We start from the raw sequence: 21,461 nt of genomic DNA, 5'->3' as shown, positions 1-21,461 counted from the left end.
CATCGGCCGGGCCGCATAAACCATGGCCGATCGACCCGAAACGATGACGGATCGGAGACCCATCCGCTTCAAAAGTAGGTTGAACTGCTTTGCCAGCTGCGACGATTCTACGACGTGAAGTACAATCCATACCCATGTTCAGCATCCAGCAGCTCACATATTTCGTCACCGTTTCGAAGCGAGGAAGCCTTTCGGCGGCAGCCAAGGAACTCGACGTCACTGTGCAGGCGGTCTCTCGCGGCCTCATCGAGTTCGAGCGGCAATTCCAGGAGGATCTCTTCGTGCGCCGATCGCACGGTGTCGAGCTCACCGCGTTCGGCTGCAAGCTGTACTACAAGGCGAAGGACGTGCTCGCTGGCGTTTCGGATCTCACGGCGTTTGCTTCCTCATCCGGCGACAAAGCGCAAGAGGAGCTCAGCCTCATGCTGTGCTCTCCGTCGTTCGCCACCAAGCATATCGTGAACAAGCACATCGTCTCGTTCGTTAAAAAATCGATCGACATCGAACCGCACGTGACCCTCGGCTCCCGCGACGCATGCATCAACGCGCTCTTCACGGGATCGATCGACGCGTTCATTACGCTTGGAACCACCGAGCTCCCGCTGCTCGATGTGCTACAGGTCGGCACCGTTTCTACCGGCGCCCTTCTGATGGAGTTCGCGGACCTCGCCAAGAAGAGCTCGGTGACCCTTGCCGATTTTGCCGACAGGCCTCTCTGCGTCTCTCCTCAATTCGACTTTTTCTTTCAAACGGTTCGCGACGAGCTGTCCGAACGCCATCCCGACGTCCGACTCGACATTTCCGAGCCCACGCTGCTCGATGTCTATCGGGTACTTGCGCGCGAGCGCGGCTGCTTCGTCGTGCCGGCCATTCCCGAATTCGGAGAGCTGTTCCCCGGCGCTGTCATCTGCCCGTTCGCGCCCGAAGACGCCGTCGACATTCCAATTTGCCTCGTGAGCAAGAAGGACGATAAGTCGCCCGCGTACGTGTCGCTGGAGCGCTCACTGGCGAAGATCATCCCGTCCATCAGGGGAATAGGCGACGAGCTGTTTCGATAGCCGGATGACGAAGCGCCAACGGATACCCGACAGATCCGCATCCGCGCAAACGCGCATGCTACCGTGATGCCGTCGGCTGCGCGCTCGCGCATGCCGCGTCCCCGCACCTCCGTCCGAAAGTGTGCGCCATGGCTCACAAGTACGTGCTCAAAGACCGCCTCGAAGCGGTTCCTGCCGACACCCCCGTCGCGGAAGGAACGCCCGTAGCAGAAGTGTTGACGTCCAAAGAATTCGTGGACCTGAGCTTTGGCACCCAGGATATGCAGCAATCGCTCCGAAACCTTGCTACCGTGGAAAACACCTACCTCGACGTTTTCCCCAGCTTCCTGATCGGATCGTTTGCCGTGCCGAACAAGAACCATGTGTTGGGAAGCCCCCTCTGTTTCGCATTCTACCTTGACAAAACGAACCTCATCTTCCTCGACGAGGAAGGCACCTCCGCGCGACTGCTCGATGCGATAGCATCAGGCGGCGTCATGAAGGAGCCGACTGTCGCGCACTGCCTTTTCGAATTCATGAAGCTGCTGATCAAGAACGATCTATCATACCTGGCGCAGATCGAGGACCGCATGGAAGACGTGGAGGAGGCCATTCTCGACCATAACACGGACGCCGAGAGCAAGAGCATGCTCGTGTTCCGACGCAAGCTGCTGCGCATCGACACGTACTACCAGCAGCTGGTGGACATGGCAAGCGGCATCGCGGAAAACGAGAACAAGCTGCTCACCCATGAGGAAAGCCGCTTGTTCCTCGTGCTCGTGCGTCAGGCAGAGCGGCTTTTGAAGCGCTCGCAGACGCTCAAGGAGTACAGTCTGCAGCTGCGCGAACTCTACCAGACGCAGATCGACATCAGACAGAACGACACCATGCAGTTCTTCACCGTCATCACAACACTGTTTGCACCGCTCACGCTTATCACCAGCTGGTTCGGCATGAACTTCGCGAACATGCCCGGTCTCGACTGGGAATGGGGCTATCCTGCCATCATCGTTGCATGCCTCGTTCTTGTGGCACTTGAACTGTTGTACTTCCGAAAGAAGAAATGGCTGTAAACGACACGGGAGCCTCGGCGAGATGGGACGGGGGGGACGGTTCTCTTGTCCGAACCCGAACCGATCGCACCCTGCTAACGAAAGAAACCTTTCGTTAGCGAGGCTCAGAATGCAGAAAGTAGCCTTCTACAGCAGCCGCGGCTGCTCGGGCTCGGGGGGTTCGCTCGGGTTCGGCTGCTCGGCGGCTGCGGCAACCTGCTCAACCTTCTCCACCGCCGCGTCGAGCGCTGCCTGCGCACGCTCCGCGTCACTCGCGCGTAGAAGCTCGCCGAGCGTGGCGAAGTCGTTCTCCAGGGCCTCGCGCTTGCTGCCGTCGTAGAGCGCGGCAGCCGGATGGAAGATGGGGAACACCTTGAACTTGCCCGCTCGCTGCACCGTGCCGTGCAGGCGCGTGATGCCGATCTCCGTCTTCAAAATGAACTTCGTAGAGAAGTTGCCCAGCGTGACGATGAACTCGGGGTCGATGGTGCGCGTCTGCTCGCGCAGGTACGGGGTGCACAGCTCGATCTCCTCGGGGCGCGGATCGCGATTCCCCGGCGGGCGGCACTTGAGCACGTTCGCGATGAACACGTCCTCGCGGCGCAGACCCGCGATGGCCAGCAGCTCGTTCAAGTACTTGCCGGCAGCGCCCACGAAAGGCTCGCCCTGCAGGTCCTCGTTCTTGCCGGGCGCCTCGCCGATGATCATGACGCGCGCCTCGGGGTTGCCGACGCCGAACACGGTCTGCGTGCGCCCGTCGGCGAGCGGACACGCACGGCAGGTCTCCACCTGCGCGCGAATATCCTCCAAGGGAATATGCGGCTTCGACATCCAAGGCCTCCTTTACACGTACACTTTGGTCATTCGCAGGCCGAACCCGCAAGCCACTTCGTAGTTGATCGTGCCCAGGGTGTTGGCCATGTCATCGAGGGTAATCACGGAATCGCCCCCGCGACCCACGAGCAGCACCTCATCGCCAATCTGCGGATCAAGGCGCCGGCGGTTGCCATATACTCGCAGATCGACCTCGAACATGCATTGATCCATGCAGATGTTGCCCACCTGGCGGCAGCGCTGGCCCTGCATGATGACGTCGGTTCGCCCGGACAGCCCGCGTCGAAGCCCGTCGGCGTAGCCCACGGGAACGGTGCACACCTTCACGCTGCCGGGGCTGCGGTAGTTCATCCCGTAACTCACGCCTTCGCTCATAGGCACCGTGCGCACGTCGGTGATACGAGCATGCACGCTCATGACAGGCTTGAGATCGATCATCGTACGAGTCGCCTGGGACGGATGCAGCCCGTACAAGCCTACGCCCAGTCGAACCATGTCGAAATGCACATCCGGATACCGGATGGCCGCCGCCGTGTTGGCCGCGTGCACGATGCCGGGATCCACGCCGGCTGCGCGCATGGCTGCAATCGCTTCGATGAAGCGCTTCGTCTGTATCTGGAAATCGAGCGTCTCGACCGAATCCGCCGTGGCGAAGTGGGTGAACGTGCCAACCAGATCAAGCGCGCGGTGGAAGCTCACCTGGCTCAGAAATTCGACGACCTCGTCGTGACGCACGCCGATGCGGTTCATGCCCGTATTCAAGGCCAAGTGATACGGCGCGCGCATCCCGTAGGCATCGGCCATCTCGCCGTAGCGGATGGCGAACTCGGGCGTGTAGACGCTCGGCATCACCTTGTACGCCAAAAGCAGCGGGATGGACGAGACGGGTGGCTCCGACAAGACGAGGACGGGCGCGTTCACCAAAGCCTCGCGCAGCTCGACAGCCTCGTCGACAGTAGCAACGCCCAGGTAATCCGCACCCGAGTTGAGAGCCGTCTTGGCGCAACGCACGGCGCCATGCCCATAGGCGTCGGCTTTGACGACGGCCATGAGGCGCACACCTGCGCCGACGCGCTGCTTGACAGCCTGTGCGTTGTGCCGCACCGCATTCAGGTCGATCTCGGTCCATGACCAGCGTCGATCGGTCGCGGGTATCATGCGCAACTTCTCGGGGTCGAACTGCATGCTCCCCGTGTCCGAACGCGCATGGTCGCGCGCATATTGAAACGCCCCCTGCGCGCCGCCTCCGAACGCGGCGGATGTCGCCTCGAAGGCGCTTTTGCCGGCCGCGGGCGGCTGTCCGCCCACATAGCGCGGCATGCCCATAGCCGAACTCGCGGGCACGAAGCCGTTGGGCTTGCGCCGCGAGAAGCCGGTAAATCCATTGGGAAGCTCTTCTGCCGTCATGTGCTTGTGCCTTTCGTATCCGAACGCGCTTCAGTATAGCACTCGGGGAAGCATGCGCAGATCCCACGTGCATCCGGTTTCGCACGCGCTCCGATGTCGCATGTCGTTTCGGTTTCGCATGCCGTTGTAGTTTCTCACGCGCTCCGGTTCCACGCTCGCTTATTTCGGTCTTTTTCATCTTCCGCTCCTCCTTGCGCCTCTCTGAGCTGCCTCGAATGGCCGCGCGCCCTGCACCGCCTTACGTTGCCGCGCATTCATTTCGCGTGGCTCAGAAGATTCTCGAACCTGAAACGCATCGGGGCAATCCTGCGTGGTAGGGTGTTTCGCCCTACTACCCCCTATGTGAGGATGCACGGCACCTGAGTGAGGCGCTTAAAACCAACCTCGCACCGAACAAAGGGTATTCTTGCGTCTTGTAACCGACTAAAACTTGCCGCGCTGCATCTTACGATCTTGGCTCGGCAGCTGAAAAGCCAAATTCTGTCAAGAAAACGAGGTATGGGAGGCCCGAAGCCGGCTTTTGGGCTTCTTGCGAGGGGCGTACGATTTTTTCGGCTGCATTTGCGCAGGTCGCGCGATGGAGTTGCGGATCCGAAGGCTTGCTAGCCCTCCCATACCTCGTTTTTCTCGCAGAATTCGCGAATTTTGCTGCCGAACCAAGATCGATAGATAGGCCGAAGGATGTCCGAGCGCAATGACCGAGGGGCGGAACCTTAGGAAGACATCCGGTGCCATGTCAATGGTGGTTTAGCAGTGGACGCAATCCATTCGGCATGTTTTTGCGCTTGTGCGAGCTGCTTAATGCAGCTAGCTTGCGCTTCGGCACTTCCGGCAATGCGTGATAAGGCACGACGCGGGCAAGATACACAGAATTGCAAGTTCCCCAAGGCGAACAGCTCGCAAATCTGGCGCAGTCGTATGAGCGCTGGCCGTTTGCTTCGGCCCTTCGTTTTCACCTGCCGAGTTTTTCCCGACCCCTAGATGAGGCACACTCTGAGGTCATACCTGCGAATCCGGCATTTGCGCCTAAGACAGCGTTTCCTATGAGGAACGTCCGACCATCACCCTGCACTCGACGAGTATGAGATGCGAGAGCTGCCCGCGCGCACAACCTACCCGTCCAGCTCGTGAAGCATGTCTAATAGCTCTTGGCGCTTGTGGATGTCGAGTTTCGTGTAGATGTGCTTGGCATGCGTGCGCACGGTGTTTTCGCTGATCACCAGTCGCTCTGCGATGGCGGCCATGCTGTTGCCGCGGGCGATGAGCTCCATAACCTCCGTCTCGCGGGAGGAGAGGCCGAATCGCTCCTGGAGCGCACGACACTGCTTCGACGTGCGGTCGCGGATGACGCCGGCATCCTCCGATGCCGACGGACGGTTGCGGCGCGCCTTCGGCAAGGGCCTCTCCGGGTCCGCCGCGCCGGTACCGCACCTGCCCTCCCGAACCCCACGCCTGCTTTCTGTCTCGGCGCCGCAACGCCTATCGCCCCCCGCGCTGCAACGCCCATCGGCTCCGACGCCGCGACGTGCGTCAGTCGTCCCTTCCCCGCGCTTTTCTGCGATGCGCCCGCCTCGCTCGCCTGCGTCCGTCAGCCACCGCGCCCTCGAGGCAGCCTCCTCGCCTGCATGCACGATAGCCGCTTCGCCTTCGCGCGCGAGCGGCAGAAACTCGATAGGATCGGCCGACACGGTGCCCTTCGACGCAAGCGGCTTGAACAACGTGCCGGACGCCGCAAGCAACGTGAGCCCCAGCACCCAGCTCGACACGACGGCCACGAAGAATAGCCACTCGCGTCCGCCCATCGAAACGAAATCGCTCACCCATCCGAGCAAAAACCCCATGCTTTGCATGATGTACGCAATTCCGCCGAAGAAGCCGTAGATGAACACGGGATTGATGCCACGGTCGCGCGACACCTGAGCGCATTGCATCATCATGAGCATCTGCACGAGCGAGAACACCATGTACATGAACGCCGCGAACAGGTTCAAGTATGCCCCACCCAAAAAAGGCAACAGCAGAAATCCTGTGATGACAAGCGGATACGTCACGCGGAATACCGAAGTCAGTCCAAATCTGAAGCTCATTCGGTACCACAGTACCAGCAACACCACGGCAGATACGAGCGAACCCACCATAGAAGCGCTGTTCACCACCGTGGCTATCTCTTCGTGCAGCAACGCGATACCACGGATGACGCCTCCCGCGAAAGCGAGCGATCCCACGCACAGAGCGCTGCGCCAGTAATCGGCGACAGCCTGGCGGTACACGCGCGGATGCTGGCGGGGAACGTCTTCGAACATGGGCTGGTCGGTGCGCATCTCGCGCACCGAGAGCGCAATGCACAGCCCGCACAAGGGCACGAACACGAGGGGAACGAGAAACGCCGTGAGCGCAATGGGGACAAGGTACAGCGAAAAGTAGACGAGCGGCGCAAGAGCCGTGCCCACGATCAGGCGCAGATTGCCCGGTTCCGGAGGCAGCGATGCGAAGTAACGCTGCCACAGCATGAACAGGCCTGCACAGCCGATGCCGAGCAGCACGCCGCCACCAGCCACAAGCAAAAGCGTTGCGGCCGTTACGTACATGGCGGCGATAAGGCATGCCGAACCCGAGAACACGAGCACCGCGCTCAGCGACACGAGCATCCTCCGCGCACCGTGGGGAAAACAGTATGCGCCCAACATACTTGCCACGAATGCCCCGCCGAAGGCGAGGGCTTGCGCAAGGAAGAACGTGAGCGTGACTTCCGCGGTCTGGAATTCAAGAGGCAAAAACGGGAAGATGCCTCCCCACGTGGAGGTGGCGTTCACCGTGAGGAAGCAAGCGTAGCCCCAACTCGACACATGCGCATGCCCCCATGCGCCTTCAGCCCGCCGCTCCATCGCCTCCTCCTTCACGTTCAACCCCGCGGCGCCATACCGGGCCGCGCATCGCCATACTACCTTATCCGACTGCTGCACTTTTCGGAAAACCGGTGACAATGCGATGCCACACTCAACCGACCTGGCCTTATTCTATTAAATCACATGTCAGGTGTGATTCCTGCCAACTTCGACTACGATATCGTTTGAAGGGCGAGAGGAACAACCGAATCGAAGGAGGGAACTATGCTCATGAACGAAACGACGCTTTCGCGCCGCACGTTCGTCAAAGGGTCGCTTGCGAGCCTTGCCGTAGCCGGCGCCGCCGGAACCGGCGCGCTGTACGGCTGCTCGCCCCAAAGCGAGGGAGGCGCAGGCGCAGGCGAAACCGCGACAACAGATCAGATCTCGTGGAGCCAGTGCAACGTCAACTGCGGCGGCAACTGCATTTTCCAATGGCATTCCCAGGACGGCAAAGTGTTGTACATGGAGTCCGACAACACAGGCGACGCCGACCTGCAGGCTCGCGCTTGCCTGCGCGGCCGCTCGATGCGCCGATGGCTAAACAGCCCCGACCGCCTGATGCACCCCATGAAGCGCGTAGGCAAGCGCGGAGAAGGCAAGTTTGAGCAGATCAGCTGGGATGAGGCCATCGACACCATCGCAAGCGAACTCAAACGCGTCATTGACACCTACGGCAACGACGCCATCTACGTGAACTACGCTACCGGCATGTACAGCTCCACCGGCAAGCAGCCCGGCCTGCGCCTGCTCAGCATGCTGGGCGGTTACATCAACCAGGGCTACGACTACTCCACCAACATGCTGCAGGCCATCATGCCGCATATGTACGGCAGCGCGGCGAACCTGGACGAAGACGGCAACCACGTCACGCTCAAAAAGCCCGCCACCGCGTTCAGCCCCTACGATGCCGTGAACGCGTCCTCGTTCTCCGAGGCCGAGCGCGCGTCCGATCTGGTCGTCATGTTCGGCAACAGCCCGGCCGAGACCCGCATGGGCGGCGCAAACGCCGTATGGGACTTCGCGAAGGTGCGCGAGGCCGTTGAAAGCCGCGGCGGCAGAGTCGTCAGCATCGACTACCGCCTGAACGAGACCGCATCAGGCCACCCGGACGAGTGGCTTCCCATCCGCCCCGGGACCGACGCGGCGCTGTGCTCGGCCATCGCGCACGAGTGGATCGCCAACGACCAGGTGGACAAGGAGTTCCTTGACAAGTACTGCGTGGGCTACGACGAGGACACCATGCCCGAGTCCGCCAAGGGCCAGAACAAGTCATACAAGGACTACATCATGGGCACCGGCTACGACATGGTCGAGAAGACGCCCGAATGGGCCGCCCCCATCACGCAGGTTCCCGCCGACACCATCCGCGCGCTTGCGGCCGAAATCGCGGCCGCCGAGGCTCCGTTCATTGTGCAGGGCTGGGGTCCGCAGCGTCACACCAACGGCGAGGACACCACGCGCGCCATTTGCATGCTGCCCATCCTTATCGGCAAGCTTGGCCTGCCCGGCACGAACACCGGCCAGCGCGAGGCCGAGCCGCCTACGTACCTGGTGGGAGGCATCCCGTTCTCCAACCCCATCACCAAGACCATCCCCGTCTACCAGTGGGTGAACGCGGTGGATCACGGCCACGAGATGACCGCCACCAACGCGGGTGTCATGGGCGCTGAAAAGCTGAACAACGACATCAAGTTCATCTGGAACTACGCCGGCAACTGCCTGACCAACCAGCATGGCGACATCAACTACACCCACGAGATCCTCGCCGACGAGAGCAAGTGCGAGTTCATCCTGGTGTGGGACACGGTGATGACCGACTCGGCCAAGTACGCCGACATCCTGCTGCCCGATGCCATGCGCTCCGAACAGCTAAACATGCAGACCCAGGGCTACTCTGAGTTCTACACCGCCGTCGTCGTGGGTGGCCCGGCTCAGGAGCCCCCTGCGGAGTGCCGCTCCAGCTACGACGTGTGCGCCGACATCGCCGACAAGTTCGGCATCAAGGACGACTTCACCGAGGGCCGCACGCATGACGAGTGGATTCAGTACCTCTACGAGCAGGGCGCCGAAGCCGATGGCAACATGCCCACGTGGGACGAGATAAAGGCGCAGGGCATGTACAAGCGCGCGCTCGAACCGGTCATCGGCCTCGAGGCATTCCGCACCGACCCAACCGCGAACCCACTGGCGACGCCTTCTGGCAAGATCGAAATCTACTCCGAAACGCTGGCCGAGATCGCGAACACATGGGAGCTTGCCGAGGACGAAGTCATCAACCCCATTCCGGTGTTCACGCCCGGCTTCCAGGGATATGGCAGCGTCAACGACGAGTATCCGCTGTACTGCACAGGCTTCCATCACAAGAGCCGCACGCACTCGTCTTTCGGCTTCATCCCCGAGCTCGAGCAGGTGGCGCGCCAGCAGCTTTGGATTAACCCTGCGGACGCAGAGCAACGTGGCATCGCCCAAGGCGACACCGTATCGGTGAAGAGCCCGGCTGGCGAAATCCGCATCGAGGCGAAGGTGACGCCGCGTATCGTTCCGGGCACCATCGCGATCCCCCAGGGAGCCTGGCACAAGGCCGACATGAACGGCGACCGGGTCGACGAGGGCGCATGCGTCAACACGCTCACGACCTACAAGCCCACACCCTACGCGAAGGGCAATGGACCTGCGCATTCCATGATCGCTCAAGTTGCCAAGGCTTAAAGAAAGGAGGACACCATGACCCAGTACGGATTCTACTTCGATAGCGCGCGCTGCACGGGCTGCCGCACCTGCGAAATGGCGTGCAAGGATTACAAGGACCTGCCCCAGACCATCGCGTTTCGCCGCGTGTACGACTACGAGGGCGGCACATGGACGGACGCCGGGGACGGCACGTACACGTCCGACACGTACGCCTACCATGTGTCGCTCGGCTGCAACCACTGCGCCATGCCGCAGTGCATGGCGAACTGCCCCTCCGGCGCCATTGAGAAGGACGCCGACACCGGCCTCGTCCACATCATCGACGAGAAATGCACCGGCGCGGGCATGTGCGTCGAGACCTGCCCCTACAACGTGCCCGTCCTCAACGAGGAGACGAAGCTCGGCATGAAGTGCGATGGCTGCGCCGACCGGGTTGCCGCAGGCCTGAGTCCCATCTGCGTGGAAGCCTGTCCGCTGCGCGCACTCGAGTTCGGCGATATCGAGGAGCTGCGCGCCGCACACGCCGATACCGTGGACGGCATCGCACCCATGCCCACAGGCGACGAGACCACGCCGTCCATCGCCATCAACGCCTGTCCGGCGGCGAAGGAACCCGGTGACACGACCGGCGCCATCGCCAACGAGAAAGAAGTGACCCTGGTCGCTGCCGGCGCCTAAAGCTTCGAATCGCGGTGTGGCGAGAGCAGCCTCGAAGCTCCCTCCATACCCGTTCTTCCGAGTGCCCGCGTCCTTGCGCGGGCACTCGGGTATACTGAGTTCGAACGAGACGAGAAATAGGTACCGCCCGCAACGAAAGCGAACCTGCGCATGCCCCGAGGATTCTTCTTCGACAATACGCGCTGCACGGGATGCAGAACCTGCATGCTCGCATGCAAGGATTACCGTGACCTTGATGCCGATCGGACATTTCGACGCGTCATCGACTACGAGGGCGGCTCATGCGAATTAGCGCCCGACAACACCGTAACCCAGGACGTCTTTGCCTACCACATCTCGCTGTCCTGCAACCACTGCAATCAACCCGCCTGCACAAAAGTGTGTCCGACGGGCGCCATGCACAAGGACGACCTAGGACTGGTCTGGCCCGATACAACCAAATGTATCGGATGCGGCTACTGCACCATGGCCTGCCCCTACCATGCCCCCCGCATCGACGAGGACCTCAAGCGCAGTTCCAAATGCGACGGGTGCCGCGAGCGCGTCGCTCGAGGTCTGACTCCCATCTGCGTCGAAGCATGCCCACTGCGTGCGCTCGATTTCGGAACGCCTTACGAACTGTCCGAACGCCACCCTGGAACCGTGCGCTCCATCGTGCCCATGCCCGACGAGAGCGCAACGAGCCCGAACCTGCTCATTTTGCCCTCAGCTGCAGCCGAGTGTGCTGCCGAAAAGGGCGGATCTATCGTGAACCGTGCGGAGGCAGGACTATGACAAGCGGTTTCGACGGGCTTTCGCTTGCCGTGTTCACCTCGCTCGCACCGGCCGGCGTCGTGGCGTTCCTTTCGCTCGCCATCGCGCGCCTGGGAGCGCACGACCATGCGGCAGCCGTCCGTATCGATCGCATGATCTCCTTGCCGTTCGCAGTCGTACTCGTCGGATTCATCGCGTCGGCGACGCACCTCGGCACGCCGGCGAACGCGCTGCACGTGTTCTCGGGGGTGGGCCGCTCACCGCTCTCCAACGAGGTGCTGGCCGCAGTCGTATTCCTGCTTCTTGTTGGATCGTATTGGATGATGGCCTTCAAGGAACGGTTTCCCGATGCAGTTGCAAAGCCGTGGCTCGTGCTGGCCTGCCTTGCGGGAATCGCGCTGATCGTGGGGACATCACTTGCCTACGACGTGACCACCGTGCCCACGTGGAGTACGCCGTACACACCCGCGAACCTCGCGCTTTCGGCGCTCTTGGCGGGACCGGTGCTCGGAGCGCTGTTCCTGCAGATCGCCCGCGTCCGAGCGCGATGGCTCGAGTGCGCTCTCGTCGTCGTGGCTGCAGCTGCTCTTGTCGCAGGTACGATCGTGCTCGCCCTGCACCAGGCAAGCCTCGCCTCGGTGGCGAACTACGAGTTCACCGCCACCGCTCTCGCGCCACGTTATCCCATGGCCATCGTCGCGCACTTCGCGCTCGGACTCGCCGGGATAGCCGCCGCCGGCTTATCGCTGCGCCGCGTGCAACCGGCCCGGTCGACACTCGCGCTGCGCATCGCGGCGAGCGCGCTCGTTCTGGCCGCCGTGTTCGTCACGCGCCTCGTCTTCTACAACCTGCACATGACGGTGGGATTCTAGGAATCGCAGTCCGCACAAGCGATCCGCCCCATCTTATCCGGGCGACCCGTCTGACACATTTATTTGCGTCTGTGCAGACTGTTCGATGAAGTTAACTTGCGAATATAGGTGCATCTGGCGAAACCTGAACAGGCATTATGCTTGTATCGTACGCGAAATCGCAAGGTACCCTCGGAAAACAGAACGCACAGACATAAAAGTGTGCAGAACGAGGCCGGAACGGCAACGATCAGTGACCTTCGCCGGCCATCATGCGAGCGGCATGCGGGAGCGCATCCACGATACCGCCCCAGTTCTCGCGGGCAGCTTTCTCGCTGCCGGGCAGGTTGACGACCAAATGCCGGCCGCGCTGCATGCACAACGCGCGCGAGAGCATGGCGTACGGCGTGATGGCCAGCGAGTGCGCGCGCATGGCCTCGGCGATGCCGGGCACATTGCGGTCGCACGCGTCCATCGTGGCCTCGGGCGTCACATCCCGCAGCGAAAGGCCGCTGCCCCCGCAGGTCAGCACGATGTCGGCGTCCACCTCGTCGCAGGCGTGCACAATGGCGGCGGCAATAGCGGCACGCTCGTCCTTCACCACCACGTGGCTTGCACATTCCCAACCGTGCTGACTGATGAGCGCCTCCAGCGCAGCACCGGCGGTATCCCGCTTCAGGTCGCGCGTGTCCGAGCAGGTGACAAGCGCAAAGCGGAGGGGGTTTTCGGACATCGATCCTTCCCTTCTACAGCACGATTTCTTCGGGCACGTCCAGCAGCACGCATTCGACGAGCGAACCCGCCGTGCAGCCTTCCAACCCTTCGGGCATGATGGCCATGCAATTGCTCCGCTGGATGACGCCGAACAGGCCCGAGCTTTGGTTCTGCGCCGGCTCCACCTCGTAGGCGCCCTCGGCGTTGCGGTAGAGCGTCGATCGCATAAAGATGCGGCGCGGATCCTTCTTTTTGACATCGCGGGTCAGCCTGGCCCGTACGTGCGGACGCTCGAAATGCGTATAGCCCTGCATTTTGCGCAGCGCCGGACGGATGATCATTTCGAACCCCACGTAGGCGGCCGCCGGATTACCGGGCAGGCCGAACACGGGAATGTCGTTCACGATGCCGAAGGTCTGCGCCTTGCCGGGCCGCATGTTCACCGTTGTCATGAGCAATGCGCCCAGCTCTTCCACCACAGGTTTAATGAAGTCGAAGTCGCCATTCGACGCGCCGCCGCTTGTGACGACGAAGTCGAAGTTGGCGACGGCGTGCAGCACCGCCGCAGCCAACGCCTCATGCGTGTCCTCGACGATAGGCAGTATGACGGGCAGCGCCCCGGCCGCCTTTGCGCATGCGGCCAGCGCGTAGCTGTTGGAATTGCGAATCTTGCCGCCCGCGGGCACCCGGTCGGGATCGACCAGCTCCGAGCCGATGGAAATGATGGCAACGCGCGGCCGTAAATAGGTTGGCATTTCAACGACGCCGCACCCCGCAAGAAAACCGACGCCCGCCGTACCCACCACCTCGCCGGCCTTCACGATGACCTCGCCGGCCTTGGCCTCTTCGCCCGCCTCGCGAACGTTGGAGCGCACCTTCGTGGGAGCGGTAAACGCCACGCGGCTGCCCGGCATGCCGTCTCCGGAGACCACGTCCACAATTTCGTATTTCACCACGGCGTCAGCCGCGTCGGGCAACGGCGCGCCCGTCATGATGCGCACGCATTGACCGGACGCCAGAGGACCTTCGTACGTATCCCCCGCGGCGATCTCGGCGATGACGTCAAGCTCAATGGGGGTTTCGGCGCTTGCAGCAGCAAGGTCGCCTGCCCGCACCGCGAAACCGTCCATAGCCGAATGGGCAAAGGGCGCGATGTCGATATCACTGGCAAGCGGGACCGCAGCAACGCGCCCAACGGCATCGAGAACGGGAACTGTTTCAACTGGCAGGGGCTCGACGTGTGCAAGCACGAGCGCGCGCGCTTCTTCGAGTGAGATCATTTCTGGCATGGCGATCCTCCCATGAAAGCACGGACCCGCACCGCCTTGAACGCCCGTCAAGCGGCCACCGCCCGCACCTGCTGTCCGATGCCGCTATTATAGCGCTTCGAGAATATTACCAACCCGGCGCATTCGTCCTTCCACCGGTCGAACATGATCGTTTTCCCACGTTCGCCCTCAGATGTGAGAAGCTTTCCGCTACAATCTTCTTACCAACGAGCAGTTGCACAACGTAAGTCCAGTTGCGCGGCCGCTTGCCTTTCTTCGCCTACCGCCGCGCGCCGGAGCAAGGAAAGGATCTTTTCTTCATGGTTCAATCGAACAGTATGTCCATGCTTGCCGTGCTGTACGGCAGTGCATTTGTAGCCGCATTCAACGAAAACATCGTCAATGTCGCCCTCGTCAGCATCATGGGCGAGTTCTCCATCGGTGCCGAAATGGCGCAGTGGCTGGTCACTGGATATATGATCGTCACCGCCATCGTCGTCACGGCAACCGCCTTCCTCTCGAAGCGCCTGCGCCTCCGCTCGCTGTTTTTTGGCGCTGCGGGGTTTCTGATCGTCGGATCACTCGCCTGCATGATTGCGCCCGTATTTCCCGTGCTGCTTGTCGCCCGTCTCGTGCAGGCCATCGGCACGGGGATTTTCATCCCGGCCATGATGAGCACCGTGCTGGCCGTCGCGCCACGCAAGCGGCTGGGAACCTACCTGTCCATCGGAAGCTGCATGATCACCTTCGGCCCGGCTTTCGCCCCCGTCGTGTCGGGCCTCATGGTGACGGCATTCGGATGGCGCAGCGTCTTTCTTCCCTCCGCCGTCATCGTGGTGTTGCTGGTGGTGTGCGGTGCGCTGCTGATTCGAAACATAGCTGAACCCGAGCAGGTCAAGCTCGACCTGATGTCGGTCGCGCTTTCGGCCCTCGGCCTGTTCGCACTCGTAAACGGCCTGTCCGTCGTCACCACGGCCCTGCCGGTTGCCTTGATCGCGATGGCCCTTGGTCTGGCGGGCATTGCCGGCTTCGTTTTTCGCCAGCGGCGTCTGACCCATCCGCTGCTCGACCTGAGCCCTCTGCGAAACCCTCGTTTTTCCCTCGCCTGCGTCCTCGTGGTCGTAGCCATGATGACCACGTTCTCTATGAGCGTGCTTCTGCCGCTGTACTTTGAGGGATCGCTCGGCATGACAGCATTCGCCTCGGGCGCCCTGCTGCTCGTGCCCATTCTCGTGAATGCAGGCACGGCGCTTGCAGGCGGTCGCACCATGGATCGGCGCGGCGCATGGCCGCTGCTCCCGGTGGGCTTCGCCCTCATCGCAGTCGGGCAGCTTGCCATCTGCCTCATCGCACCGAGTTTGTCGTGGGCTGCCGTGCTGGTCGGATCGATCGCCGTATACGCGGGCGTCGGGCTGATCTTCTCTCCGTCGCAAACTGCGGGGCTTCAAACGCTCGAACCTGAGCAGAACTCGCACGGCGTGGCCATCATCAACACCTTCATCCAGGTGGCAGCCTGCATCGGACCTTCGCTCTTTATCGGCATCCTCTCGACGACATCCGCCGGCGCAGCCGCCTCGGGCGCCGATGCCTCTTCCGCGCAGGCGTACGGCTTTTCATCGGCTGTCGCCACAGCTGCGGCCGTGGCCTTCGCGGGCCTGCTCGTCTCGTTCTTCTACGCGCAGAGCATGCGCGCCAAGGCGCCGCAGACGGCCACCGCCCCCACGCCGCTGCCTACAAAACCTGACGTGGGAACGATCATGAAACACGATGCCTTCACCGTGCCCAGCACGGCGACCGTGCACGAAGCCATGCACCTTCTTCTCGAGCACAAAACAAGCGGGCTGCCCGTCGTGGACGTGCGCAATAACGTGGTGGGGTTCATCTCGGACGGCGATATTATGAAGACGCTGGCCGTGCAGAAGCCCTCGGGCTACGACCTGGCGTATGGATTGGCGGTTTACCGCGACGACGATGAATTCAACGAACGGCTGAGCGAGGTCATGAAGCTGAACGTCATGGAGCTTGCAACTCCCACCGTCGTTGCGATCGATGCCAATGCGTCCATTGAAGACGTCTGCCGTATCCTCGGCGCCAAGCGCATCAAGAAAGCGCCCGTCGTAGAAGAAGGCGTACTGGTTGGCACGGTGAGCAGAACCGACGTGACGCGCCACCTCATGGGATCGTTCGTGGAGCGGCAGGAAGCGTAAAAGACTGCAACATCGTGCTCATTCGCCTGTCTTTTCAAGCAGCGCGATCAGCTCCTGGCGCGAATGCACATTGGTTTTCGCATAGATGCGATCGGTGTGGGTTTTCACGGTGCTATACGCCACGCACAGAGCATCAGCGATGGATTGGAGGCTTCGACCGCGCGCGAGCAGCGCGAGCACTTCGGTCTCCCGCGCAGACAGACCGTGCACGCGTGAAACCTCCGCGCAGCGCTCTTTGAGCATGGCGTCGAACACTTCGGACAAATCCATTTGGGCGGCTTCGGCAAGGGTTACCTTCTCGGGCGCCACAGCGGCGCCCGACGTTTCGTCGGGCCGTTCAAGGGACAGCGCGACGCCAATGCCGGGAGATGCAACGCTCTCCATAACGATGAACAGGTACACGATGAGCACCGACACGCCTACGAACAGCATGGACGAGCTGGAACCGAAGTTGAATCCGACGAACGTTCCTATGAGCAAACCCACGTTCATGCCCGATTTTCCGATACCGAATACAAATGCGTTGGGGGCTCCCACGTTTGACGCCATGTCGGTCAGCGACGCCCATACGTACATCTCGAATAGAATGTACCCTGACATGATGGCCACAGCGGCGAGCGCCTCCTGACCCGCGGCCAGAAACGGCAGCAGCAGCAAACCAGCCGCCATAAGCGGTACGACCAGCTTGTAGGCGAGGTCGATCTTCGTTCTCCCGAACAGGACGATACTGGCAACAGCAACGGCGATCATTACCACGGCAACACCCGCGAACATCGCCTCCCCGATGCCGCCCGTCGATGCGAAGGGCAGCGCCGACGTGTGCCCACGCATGAAACCCGGCGCCAGGCAATACACAGCCGTAAAGACGGCAAAGCGAACGGGGAGCGCGCTGCGCCATGAGCGACCGGGCCGATGCGCGCCATGGCGCGCCGCATCCTCCCCCTGCGACGGTTCGGGCGCCGTCCCAGCCTCTCGCGCCGTCTCATCCTCGTGGGCGGCCTCAGCCTCATCATCAGTCCGGACCATTCGCTGTGTCTGATACAGCATTGCAACGGATATCAGGGGCAGCAGCATCGTGGCGATAACGGCTGCGATGCCCGGCAGCATATTGATGAGCAGGTAATAGAACACGCCCATCACCATCGCGGCCGGTATAGTCCGCCGCTTCGCCAACGTCGGCGGTATGCTGCGGTACGCCTCCGCCCACAAGAGCAGCAGCCCGGCGGTACCCACCCCCGACGCGACCGAAGCGATATAGACGAGCATGTCAGACGAGGAACACCCGAGTGCCAGGCCCAGCGTGCCAGCAGCGGTAAACACCACCAGGATCGCTCCGAGTGCGCGGATCCTCCCAAGTGGTGCGAAGCGCAGCGAGAGGCAGCCAAACGCGACCATCGCGCATCCGTTCGTCAAAACGTTGATGAGCCAGGCGCTCAGGCTCAGCGCTTCGCCAGCGTCTCCCCATAACACCGTCGAGAAGAATGCGACATGCACCCAGCCCCAGCATGCCCCGAACCCCAAGCAATGGAGCACCAGCCACTCGGCCGAATACGGACTGCTCTTTGGTACGGATGCCGCATCCAAGCGATCGATCCGCCTGCAATCACCCGCTTTCGCATCGCTTGCATATTGTGCCGTTTTCCCTGCTCGACCAAGCACGATCGCACCCCATCCCCTGCAATAGCCGACACGCATTTCCCTTTTTCGCCCGAAAATCCACCGCGGAAGCGGATGGCTCGAACGCCTGCGTACGCCTATCGTATGCCCTGAGGCGCTTGAGGCTCGCGAACAAAAATCAAAAACGCAAGAAAGAGCGTCTTGGTGAACACAGGTCGGTACAAGGAGGGACATCATGAGGGAAACGAACGTCACGCGACGCAGGTTCTTGCAGGGAGCGGGCATGACCGCCGCTTCAATTGCTGCTGTGAGCATGCTGGGCGGATGCAGCGCCAAGGGCAATACGGAGGCGGATACTGCGGCGCAGAACCAGGTTGCAACGTATGAGCCAAGCGAAACCATGGATGTGGACATCGTAGTCGTGGGATCGGGTTCGTCGGGAGTGGCCGCCGCCGTTCAAGCCGCCGAGCTGGGAGCGAAGACGCTGCTTTTGGAGAAGAGCACGCAGACGGGCGGCAATGGGCGACTGACCGAGGGCATGTTTGCCATCAACTCGCAGATGCAGAAGCAGCTGGGCGTGGGCGACGGCGTGACCTTTACCGATATCATCGCAGCCGAGCAGGAGTTCTTCAACTATCGCATCAACAACCTGCTGTGGAAGGACATGGTGGATGCTTCCGGCGACAACATAGACTGGATGGCGTCGCACGGCGTGAAGTTCTCCGGCGTGGTGGACGACTACCACGGCTTAGGCAAGTTCGACTGCTTCCACTGGTTCGTGGACGGTCGCGGCAGCAACTACATCGATCCGATGCTGGAAAGCGCGCAGAATCTGGGCGCCACCGTCATGACCGAGACGCCCGCGCTCGACCTCGTCATCGAGGACGGTGCTGTTCGCGGCCTCTACGCCGAGAAGGAGGACGGCAGCATCCTGCAGGTGAACGCCAAAGCGGTCATCCTCACCTCCGGCGGCTACGCCCAGAACGCGGAGACCATGGCCGAACGCGGCTGGAACCTCACCTACTCCCACAACAACGGCGTGGAGGGCCACGACGGCGACGGCTTGCGCATGGCCGTCTCTGCCGGTGCGCACGACGTCTCGCGCGAGCGCTGCTTCTTGCGCGAGGCCTACTCCTACGGCATCGACTTCTTCGCCGACATGAGCCAGACCATCCACCGCGGCGGGCCGGTGCTGTGGGTCAACCAGGATGCCGAACGCTACACAAACGAGGGATGCGGCTCCTTCGTGCCGCAATGCGTCGGCAATGCCGTACACACGCAAGCCACGTCATATCTGGTAATGAGCAAAGACGTCATCGACGAGTTTGTCGCTCGCACCGGCTACGAAGGGCTGCAGGCCGATATGGACGAAGCCGTCGAGCAGTGCCCTGGTGAAAACGTGTACCGGGCCGACAGCATCAAAGAACTGGCCGAGCTGCAGGGCCTCGATGCCGCCGCGCTCGAAGAAACCGTCGAACGCTACAACGAGCTGTGCGGCAAGGCGGTCGACGAGGACTTCAACAAGACGGCTGAAGACCTTGTCGCGCTCAAGACCGCCCCGTTTTACATCTTTCGCCAGGATATGGCGTTCTGGACGTCCATCGGCGGCGTCGACACGAACCGCAAGATGGAAGTGATCACGGCTAAAGGAGAGCCCGTTCCCGGCCTATACGCAGCCGGTACCGACGGCTGCAACCTGTATCGCGAGACGTACACCATGAGCGTGCCCGCCTCGTGCAACGCCAACAACTGTAATTCCGGCCGCACCGCCGCCCGCAGCGCCTACGAAACCTGCGTGCAGTAAGGGCATACCGAGCCGCCTCGCCCTGCACTGCTTTCCCGAGCCCTCGCAAGCTTCGCGCTTGCGAGGGCTTCCCCTGCATGGTAGCGGGACGAGGAGCCCGTACCCGATCGAACCTGGCACCGTTGAAGAGCCTGAGTCGTCCCCTCCCGCCCGCCGAGACGCCGGCTACGGCTCGCACGAATGTCGAACCGCTGGATCGGGGCTGGTTAGCGCTTGATGTTGTAGAACGCGCCCGCACCGGCGTATTCGCCGGCAGCGTCAAGCTCTTCTTCGATGCGCAGCAGCTGGTTATACTTCGCCACGCGATCGCTGCGGCAGGGCGCGCCCGTCTTGATCTGGCCCGTGTTACACGCCACGGACAGGTCGGCGATGGTGGTGTCCTCGGTCTCGCCGGAACGGTGGCTCATGACGCAGGCGTACCCGGCCTGCTTCGCCATCTCGATGGCCTCGAGCGTCTCGGTGAGGCTGCCGATCTGGTTCACCTTGATGAGGATGGCGTTCGCGCAGCCCATCTCGATGCCCTTGGCCAGACGCTGGGAATTCGTGACGAACAGGTCGTCGCCCACCAGCTGCACGCGGTCGCCGATGCGCTCGGTGAGCGCCTTCCAGCCGTCCCAATCCTCTTCGGCCATGCCGTCCTCGATGGAGATGATGGGGTACTTGCCGACAAGCGCCTCCCAATAATCCACCATCTCGGCGCTCGTGAGCTCGCGACCTTCCCCGGCCAGCACGTACTTCTGCTTCTCGGCGTCGTAGAACTCGGTGGAAGCCGGGTCCATGGCGAACATGATGTCGCTGCCGGGTGCGTATCCGGCAGCCTCGCAGGCCTTCACGATGTACTCGAGGGGCTCCTCGTTCGTGGTGAAGTTTGGGGCGAAGCCGCCCTCGTCGCCCACGCCGCCGCCGAGGCCCGCGTCGTGCAGCACCTTCTTCAACGTGTGGTAGATCTCGGCGCACCAGCGCAGCGCCTCGGCGAACGTGGGGGCACCCACCGGCATGATCATGAACTCCTGGAAGTCCACGTTGTTGTCGGCATGCACGCCGCCGTTCAGGATGTTCATCATAGGCGTGGGCAGCAGGTGCGCATTCACACCGCCCACGTATTTGTACAGAGGAAGCTCGGCGGATTCGGCCGACGCCTTCGCGCATGCCAGCGAGACGCCCAAGATGGCGTTCGCGCCGAGCGCCCCCTTGTTGTCGGTTCCGTCCAGTGCCAGCATGATGTCGTCCACTGCACGCTGATCGTCAGCTTCGAGGCCGATGAGCGCGTCGGCAATCTCCTCGTTCACGTGAGCCACCGCATCAAGCGTGCCCTTACCCAAATAGCGGCCCTTATCGCAGTCGCGCAGCTCCACCGCTTCGAACGCGCCGGTCGAAGCGCCCGAAGGGACAGCTGCACGCCCGAACGACCCGTCTTCGAGCACGACTTCCACTTCAACGGTCGGGTTGCCGCGCGAGTCCAAAACCTCGCGGCCGAACACATCGATGATGACGCTCATGCATGCCTCCTTGTGATTTCAAGCAATCCGCCTCGCCGGACCGTTCCGGCGAAGTCTGACCCTATCGGCAATCATAGCACGTCGGAAGCGCAATCCCCCGCTTTGCGAGCGTTTCCCACAACACCGGCGATAAACGGTTGATCGTTGAGAGGAGTTGGGAA

Annotated in this window: 15 protein-coding genes; 8 read left to right on the top strand and 7 right to left on the bottom strand. The window is 62.0% G+C overall.

Annotated features, from left to right (window positions below; all coding sequences use genetic code 11):
• Positions 1–134 precede the first annotated feature (134 nt).
• Both C2L71_RS00505 and C2L71_RS00500 read left to right on the top strand, forming a co-directional pair.
• Positions 135–1,058, top strand: a complete 924-nt coding sequence (locus tag C2L71_RS00505) for a LysR family transcriptional regulator (protein ID WP_103263831.1) — start codon at positions 135–137, stop codon at positions 1,056–1,058.
• Positions 1,059–1,186: 128 nt separating this feature from the next.
• Positions 1,187–2,110 (top strand): magnesium transporter CorA family protein, encoded by a 924-nt coding sequence (locus tag C2L71_RS00500; protein ID WP_103263830.1) that lies wholly within the window; start codon positions 1,187–1,189, stop codon positions 2,108–2,110.
• A 126-nt stretch (positions 2,111–2,236) separates the two neighbouring features.
• On the opposite strand, the gene C2L71_RS00495 is transcribed toward C2L71_RS00500, so the two are convergent.
• From C2L71_RS00495 to C2L71_RS00485, 3 genes are all read right to left on the bottom strand, one after another.
• The gene (locus C2L71_RS00495) at positions 2,237–2,920 is read right to left on the bottom strand and encodes a uracil-DNA glycosylase (RefSeq protein WP_103263829.1); all 684 of its coding nucleotides are present in this window, start codon (positions 2,918–2,920) and stop codon (positions 2,237–2,239) included.
• 12 nt (positions 2,921–2,932) lie between these two features.
• On the bottom strand, positions 2,933–4,330 hold the full coding sequence (alr, locus tag C2L71_RS00490) for an alanine racemase (RefSeq protein ID WP_103263828.1): 1,398 nt from the start codon (positions 4,328–4,330) through the stop codon (positions 2,933–2,935).
• Between the two features lie 1,112 nt (positions 4,331–5,442).
• Complete coding sequence (locus C2L71_RS00485; protein WP_103263827.1) at positions 5,443–7,215, bottom strand: LuxR C-terminal-related transcriptional regulator; 1,773 nt, start codon at positions 7,213–7,215, stop codon at positions 5,443–5,445.
• Positions 7,216–7,440: 225 nt separating this feature from the next.
• Between C2L71_RS00485 and C2L71_RS00480 the strand changes: the two genes are divergently transcribed.
• The 4 genes from C2L71_RS00480 to C2L71_RS00465 all read left to right on the top strand — a co-directional run bounded on the left by C2L71_RS00480 (position 7,441) and on the right by C2L71_RS00465 (position 12,212).
• Positions 7,441–9,927 carry a molybdopterin-dependent oxidoreductase gene (locus tag C2L71_RS00480; RefSeq protein ID WP_103263826.1) on the top strand — a complete coding sequence of 829 codons (2,487 nt, stop codon included), beginning with the start codon at positions 7,441–7,443 and terminating at the stop codon, positions 9,925–9,927.
• Between the two features lie 15 nt (positions 9,928–9,942).
• Positions 9,943–10,587 (top strand): 4Fe-4S dicluster domain-containing protein, encoded by a 645-nt coding sequence (locus tag C2L71_RS00475; protein ID WP_103263825.1) that lies wholly within the window; start codon positions 9,943–9,945, stop codon positions 10,585–10,587.
• Between the two features lie 150 nt (positions 10,588–10,737).
• Positions 10,738–11,361 carry a DMSO/selenate family reductase complex B subunit gene (locus tag C2L71_RS00470; RefSeq protein ID WP_103263824.1) on the top strand — a complete coding sequence of 208 codons (624 nt, stop codon included), beginning with the start codon at positions 10,738–10,740 and terminating at the stop codon, positions 11,359–11,361.
• Positions 11,358–12,212, top strand: coding sequence for a dimethyl sulfoxide reductase anchor subunit family protein (locus tag C2L71_RS00465; protein ID WP_103263823.1), 855 nt, complete (start codon positions 11,358–11,360; stop codon positions 12,210–12,212). The genes C2L71_RS00470 and C2L71_RS00465 overlap by 4 nt, the downstream gene beginning before the upstream one ends.
• Before the next feature lie 229 nt (positions 12,213–12,441).
• Here C2L71_RS00465 and C2L71_RS00460 read toward each other — a convergent pair whose 3' ends face one another.
• Positions 12,442–12,924, bottom strand: coding sequence for a MogA/MoaB family molybdenum cofactor biosynthesis protein (locus C2L71_RS00460; protein WP_103263822.1), 483 nt, complete (start codon positions 12,922–12,924; stop codon positions 12,442–12,444).
• A 13-nt stretch (positions 12,925–12,937) separates the two neighbouring features.
• Positions 12,938–14,194 carry a molybdopterin molybdotransferase MoeA gene (locus C2L71_RS00455; RefSeq protein WP_103263821.1) on the bottom strand — a complete coding sequence of 419 codons (1,257 nt, stop codon included), beginning with the start codon at positions 14,192–14,194 and terminating at the stop codon, positions 12,938–12,940.
• Between the two features lie 299 nt (positions 14,195–14,493).
• On the opposite strand from C2L71_RS00455, the gene C2L71_RS00450 reads away from it, so the two are divergent.
• Complete coding sequence (locus C2L71_RS00450) at positions 14,494–16,380, top strand: MFS transporter (RefSeq protein WP_103264230.1); 1,887 nt, start codon at positions 14,494–14,496, stop codon at positions 16,378–16,380.
• Between the two features lie 18 nt (positions 16,381–16,398).
• On the opposite strand, the gene C2L71_RS00445 is transcribed toward C2L71_RS00450, so the two are convergent.
• On the bottom strand, positions 16,399–17,964 hold the full coding sequence (locus tag C2L71_RS00445; RefSeq protein WP_157938906.1) for a helix-turn-helix transcriptional regulator: 1,566 nt from the start codon (positions 17,962–17,964) through the stop codon (positions 16,399–16,401).
• Between the two features lie 268 nt (positions 17,965–18,232).
• On the opposite strand from C2L71_RS00445, the gene C2L71_RS00440 reads away from it, so the two are divergent.
• A complete protein-coding gene (locus C2L71_RS00440; RefSeq protein ID WP_103263820.1) occupies positions 18,233–19,801 on the top strand; it encodes an FAD-dependent oxidoreductase in 1,569 nt (522 codons plus the stop codon).
• A gap of 206 nt (positions 19,802–20,007) precedes the next feature.
• Here the strand turns inward: C2L71_RS00440 and eno are convergent, their stop codons facing one another.
• Positions 20,008–21,300, bottom strand: coding sequence for a phosphopyruvate hydratase (gene eno, locus C2L71_RS00435; RefSeq protein WP_103263819.1), 1,293 nt, complete (start codon positions 21,298–21,300; stop codon positions 20,008–20,010).
• Between the last annotated feature and the right edge of the window lie 161 nt (positions 21,301–21,461).

This window comes from Enteroscipio rubneri, assembly GCF_002899715.1.
GTDB lineage: Bacteria > Actinomycetota > Coriobacteriia > Coriobacteriales > Eggerthellaceae > Enteroscipio > Enteroscipio rubneri.
This window is presented reverse-complemented; position numbering and strand designations above follow the sequence as displayed.

Coding starts and splice junctions, on each gene's coding strand:
- C2L71_RS00505 (WP_103263831.1), top strand. CDS start 135: ATGTTCAGCATCCAGCAGCTCACATATTTCGTCACCGTTTCGAAGCGA.
- C2L71_RS00500 (WP_103263830.1), top strand. CDS start 1,187: ATGGCTCACAAGTACGTGCTCAAAGACCGCCTCGAAGCGGTTCCTGCC.
- C2L71_RS00495 (WP_103263829.1), bottom strand. CDS start 2,920: ATGTCGAAGCCGCATATTCCCTTGGAGGATATTCGCGCGCAGGTGGAG.
- alr (WP_103263828.1), bottom strand. CDS start 4,330: ATGACGGCAGAAGAGCTTCCCAATGGATTTACCGGCTTCTCGCGGCGC.
- C2L71_RS00485 (WP_103263827.1), bottom strand. CDS start 7,215: ATGGAGCGGCGGGCTGAAGGCGCATGGGGGCATGCGCATGTGTCGAGT.
- C2L71_RS00480 (WP_103263826.1), top strand. CDS start 7,441: ATGCTCATGAACGAAACGACGCTTTCGCGCCGCACGTTCGTCAAAGGG.
- C2L71_RS00475 (WP_103263825.1), top strand. CDS start 9,943: ATGACCCAGTACGGATTCTACTTCGATAGCGCGCGCTGCACGGGCTGC.
- C2L71_RS00470 (WP_103263824.1), top strand. CDS start 10,738: ATGCCCCGAGGATTCTTCTTCGACAATACGCGCTGCACGGGATGCAGA.
- C2L71_RS00465 (WP_103263823.1), top strand. CDS start 11,358: ATGACAAGCGGTTTCGACGGGCTTTCGCTTGCCGTGTTCACCTCGCTC.
- C2L71_RS00460 (WP_103263822.1), bottom strand. CDS start 12,924: ATGTCCGAAAACCCCCTCCGCTTTGCGCTTGTCACCTGCTCGGACACG.
- C2L71_RS00455 (WP_103263821.1), bottom strand. CDS start 14,194: ATGCCAGAAATGATCTCACTCGAAGAAGCGCGCGCGCTCGTGCTTGCA.
- C2L71_RS00450 (WP_103264230.1), top strand. CDS start 14,494: ATGGTTCAATCGAACAGTATGTCCATGCTTGCCGTGCTGTACGGCAGT.
- C2L71_RS00440 (WP_103263820.1), top strand. CDS start 18,233: ATGAGGGAAACGAACGTCACGCGACGCAGGTTCTTGCAGGGAGCGGGC.
- eno (WP_103263819.1), bottom strand. CDS start 21,300: ATGAGCGTCATCATCGATGTGTTCGGCCGCGAGGTTTTGGACTCGCGC.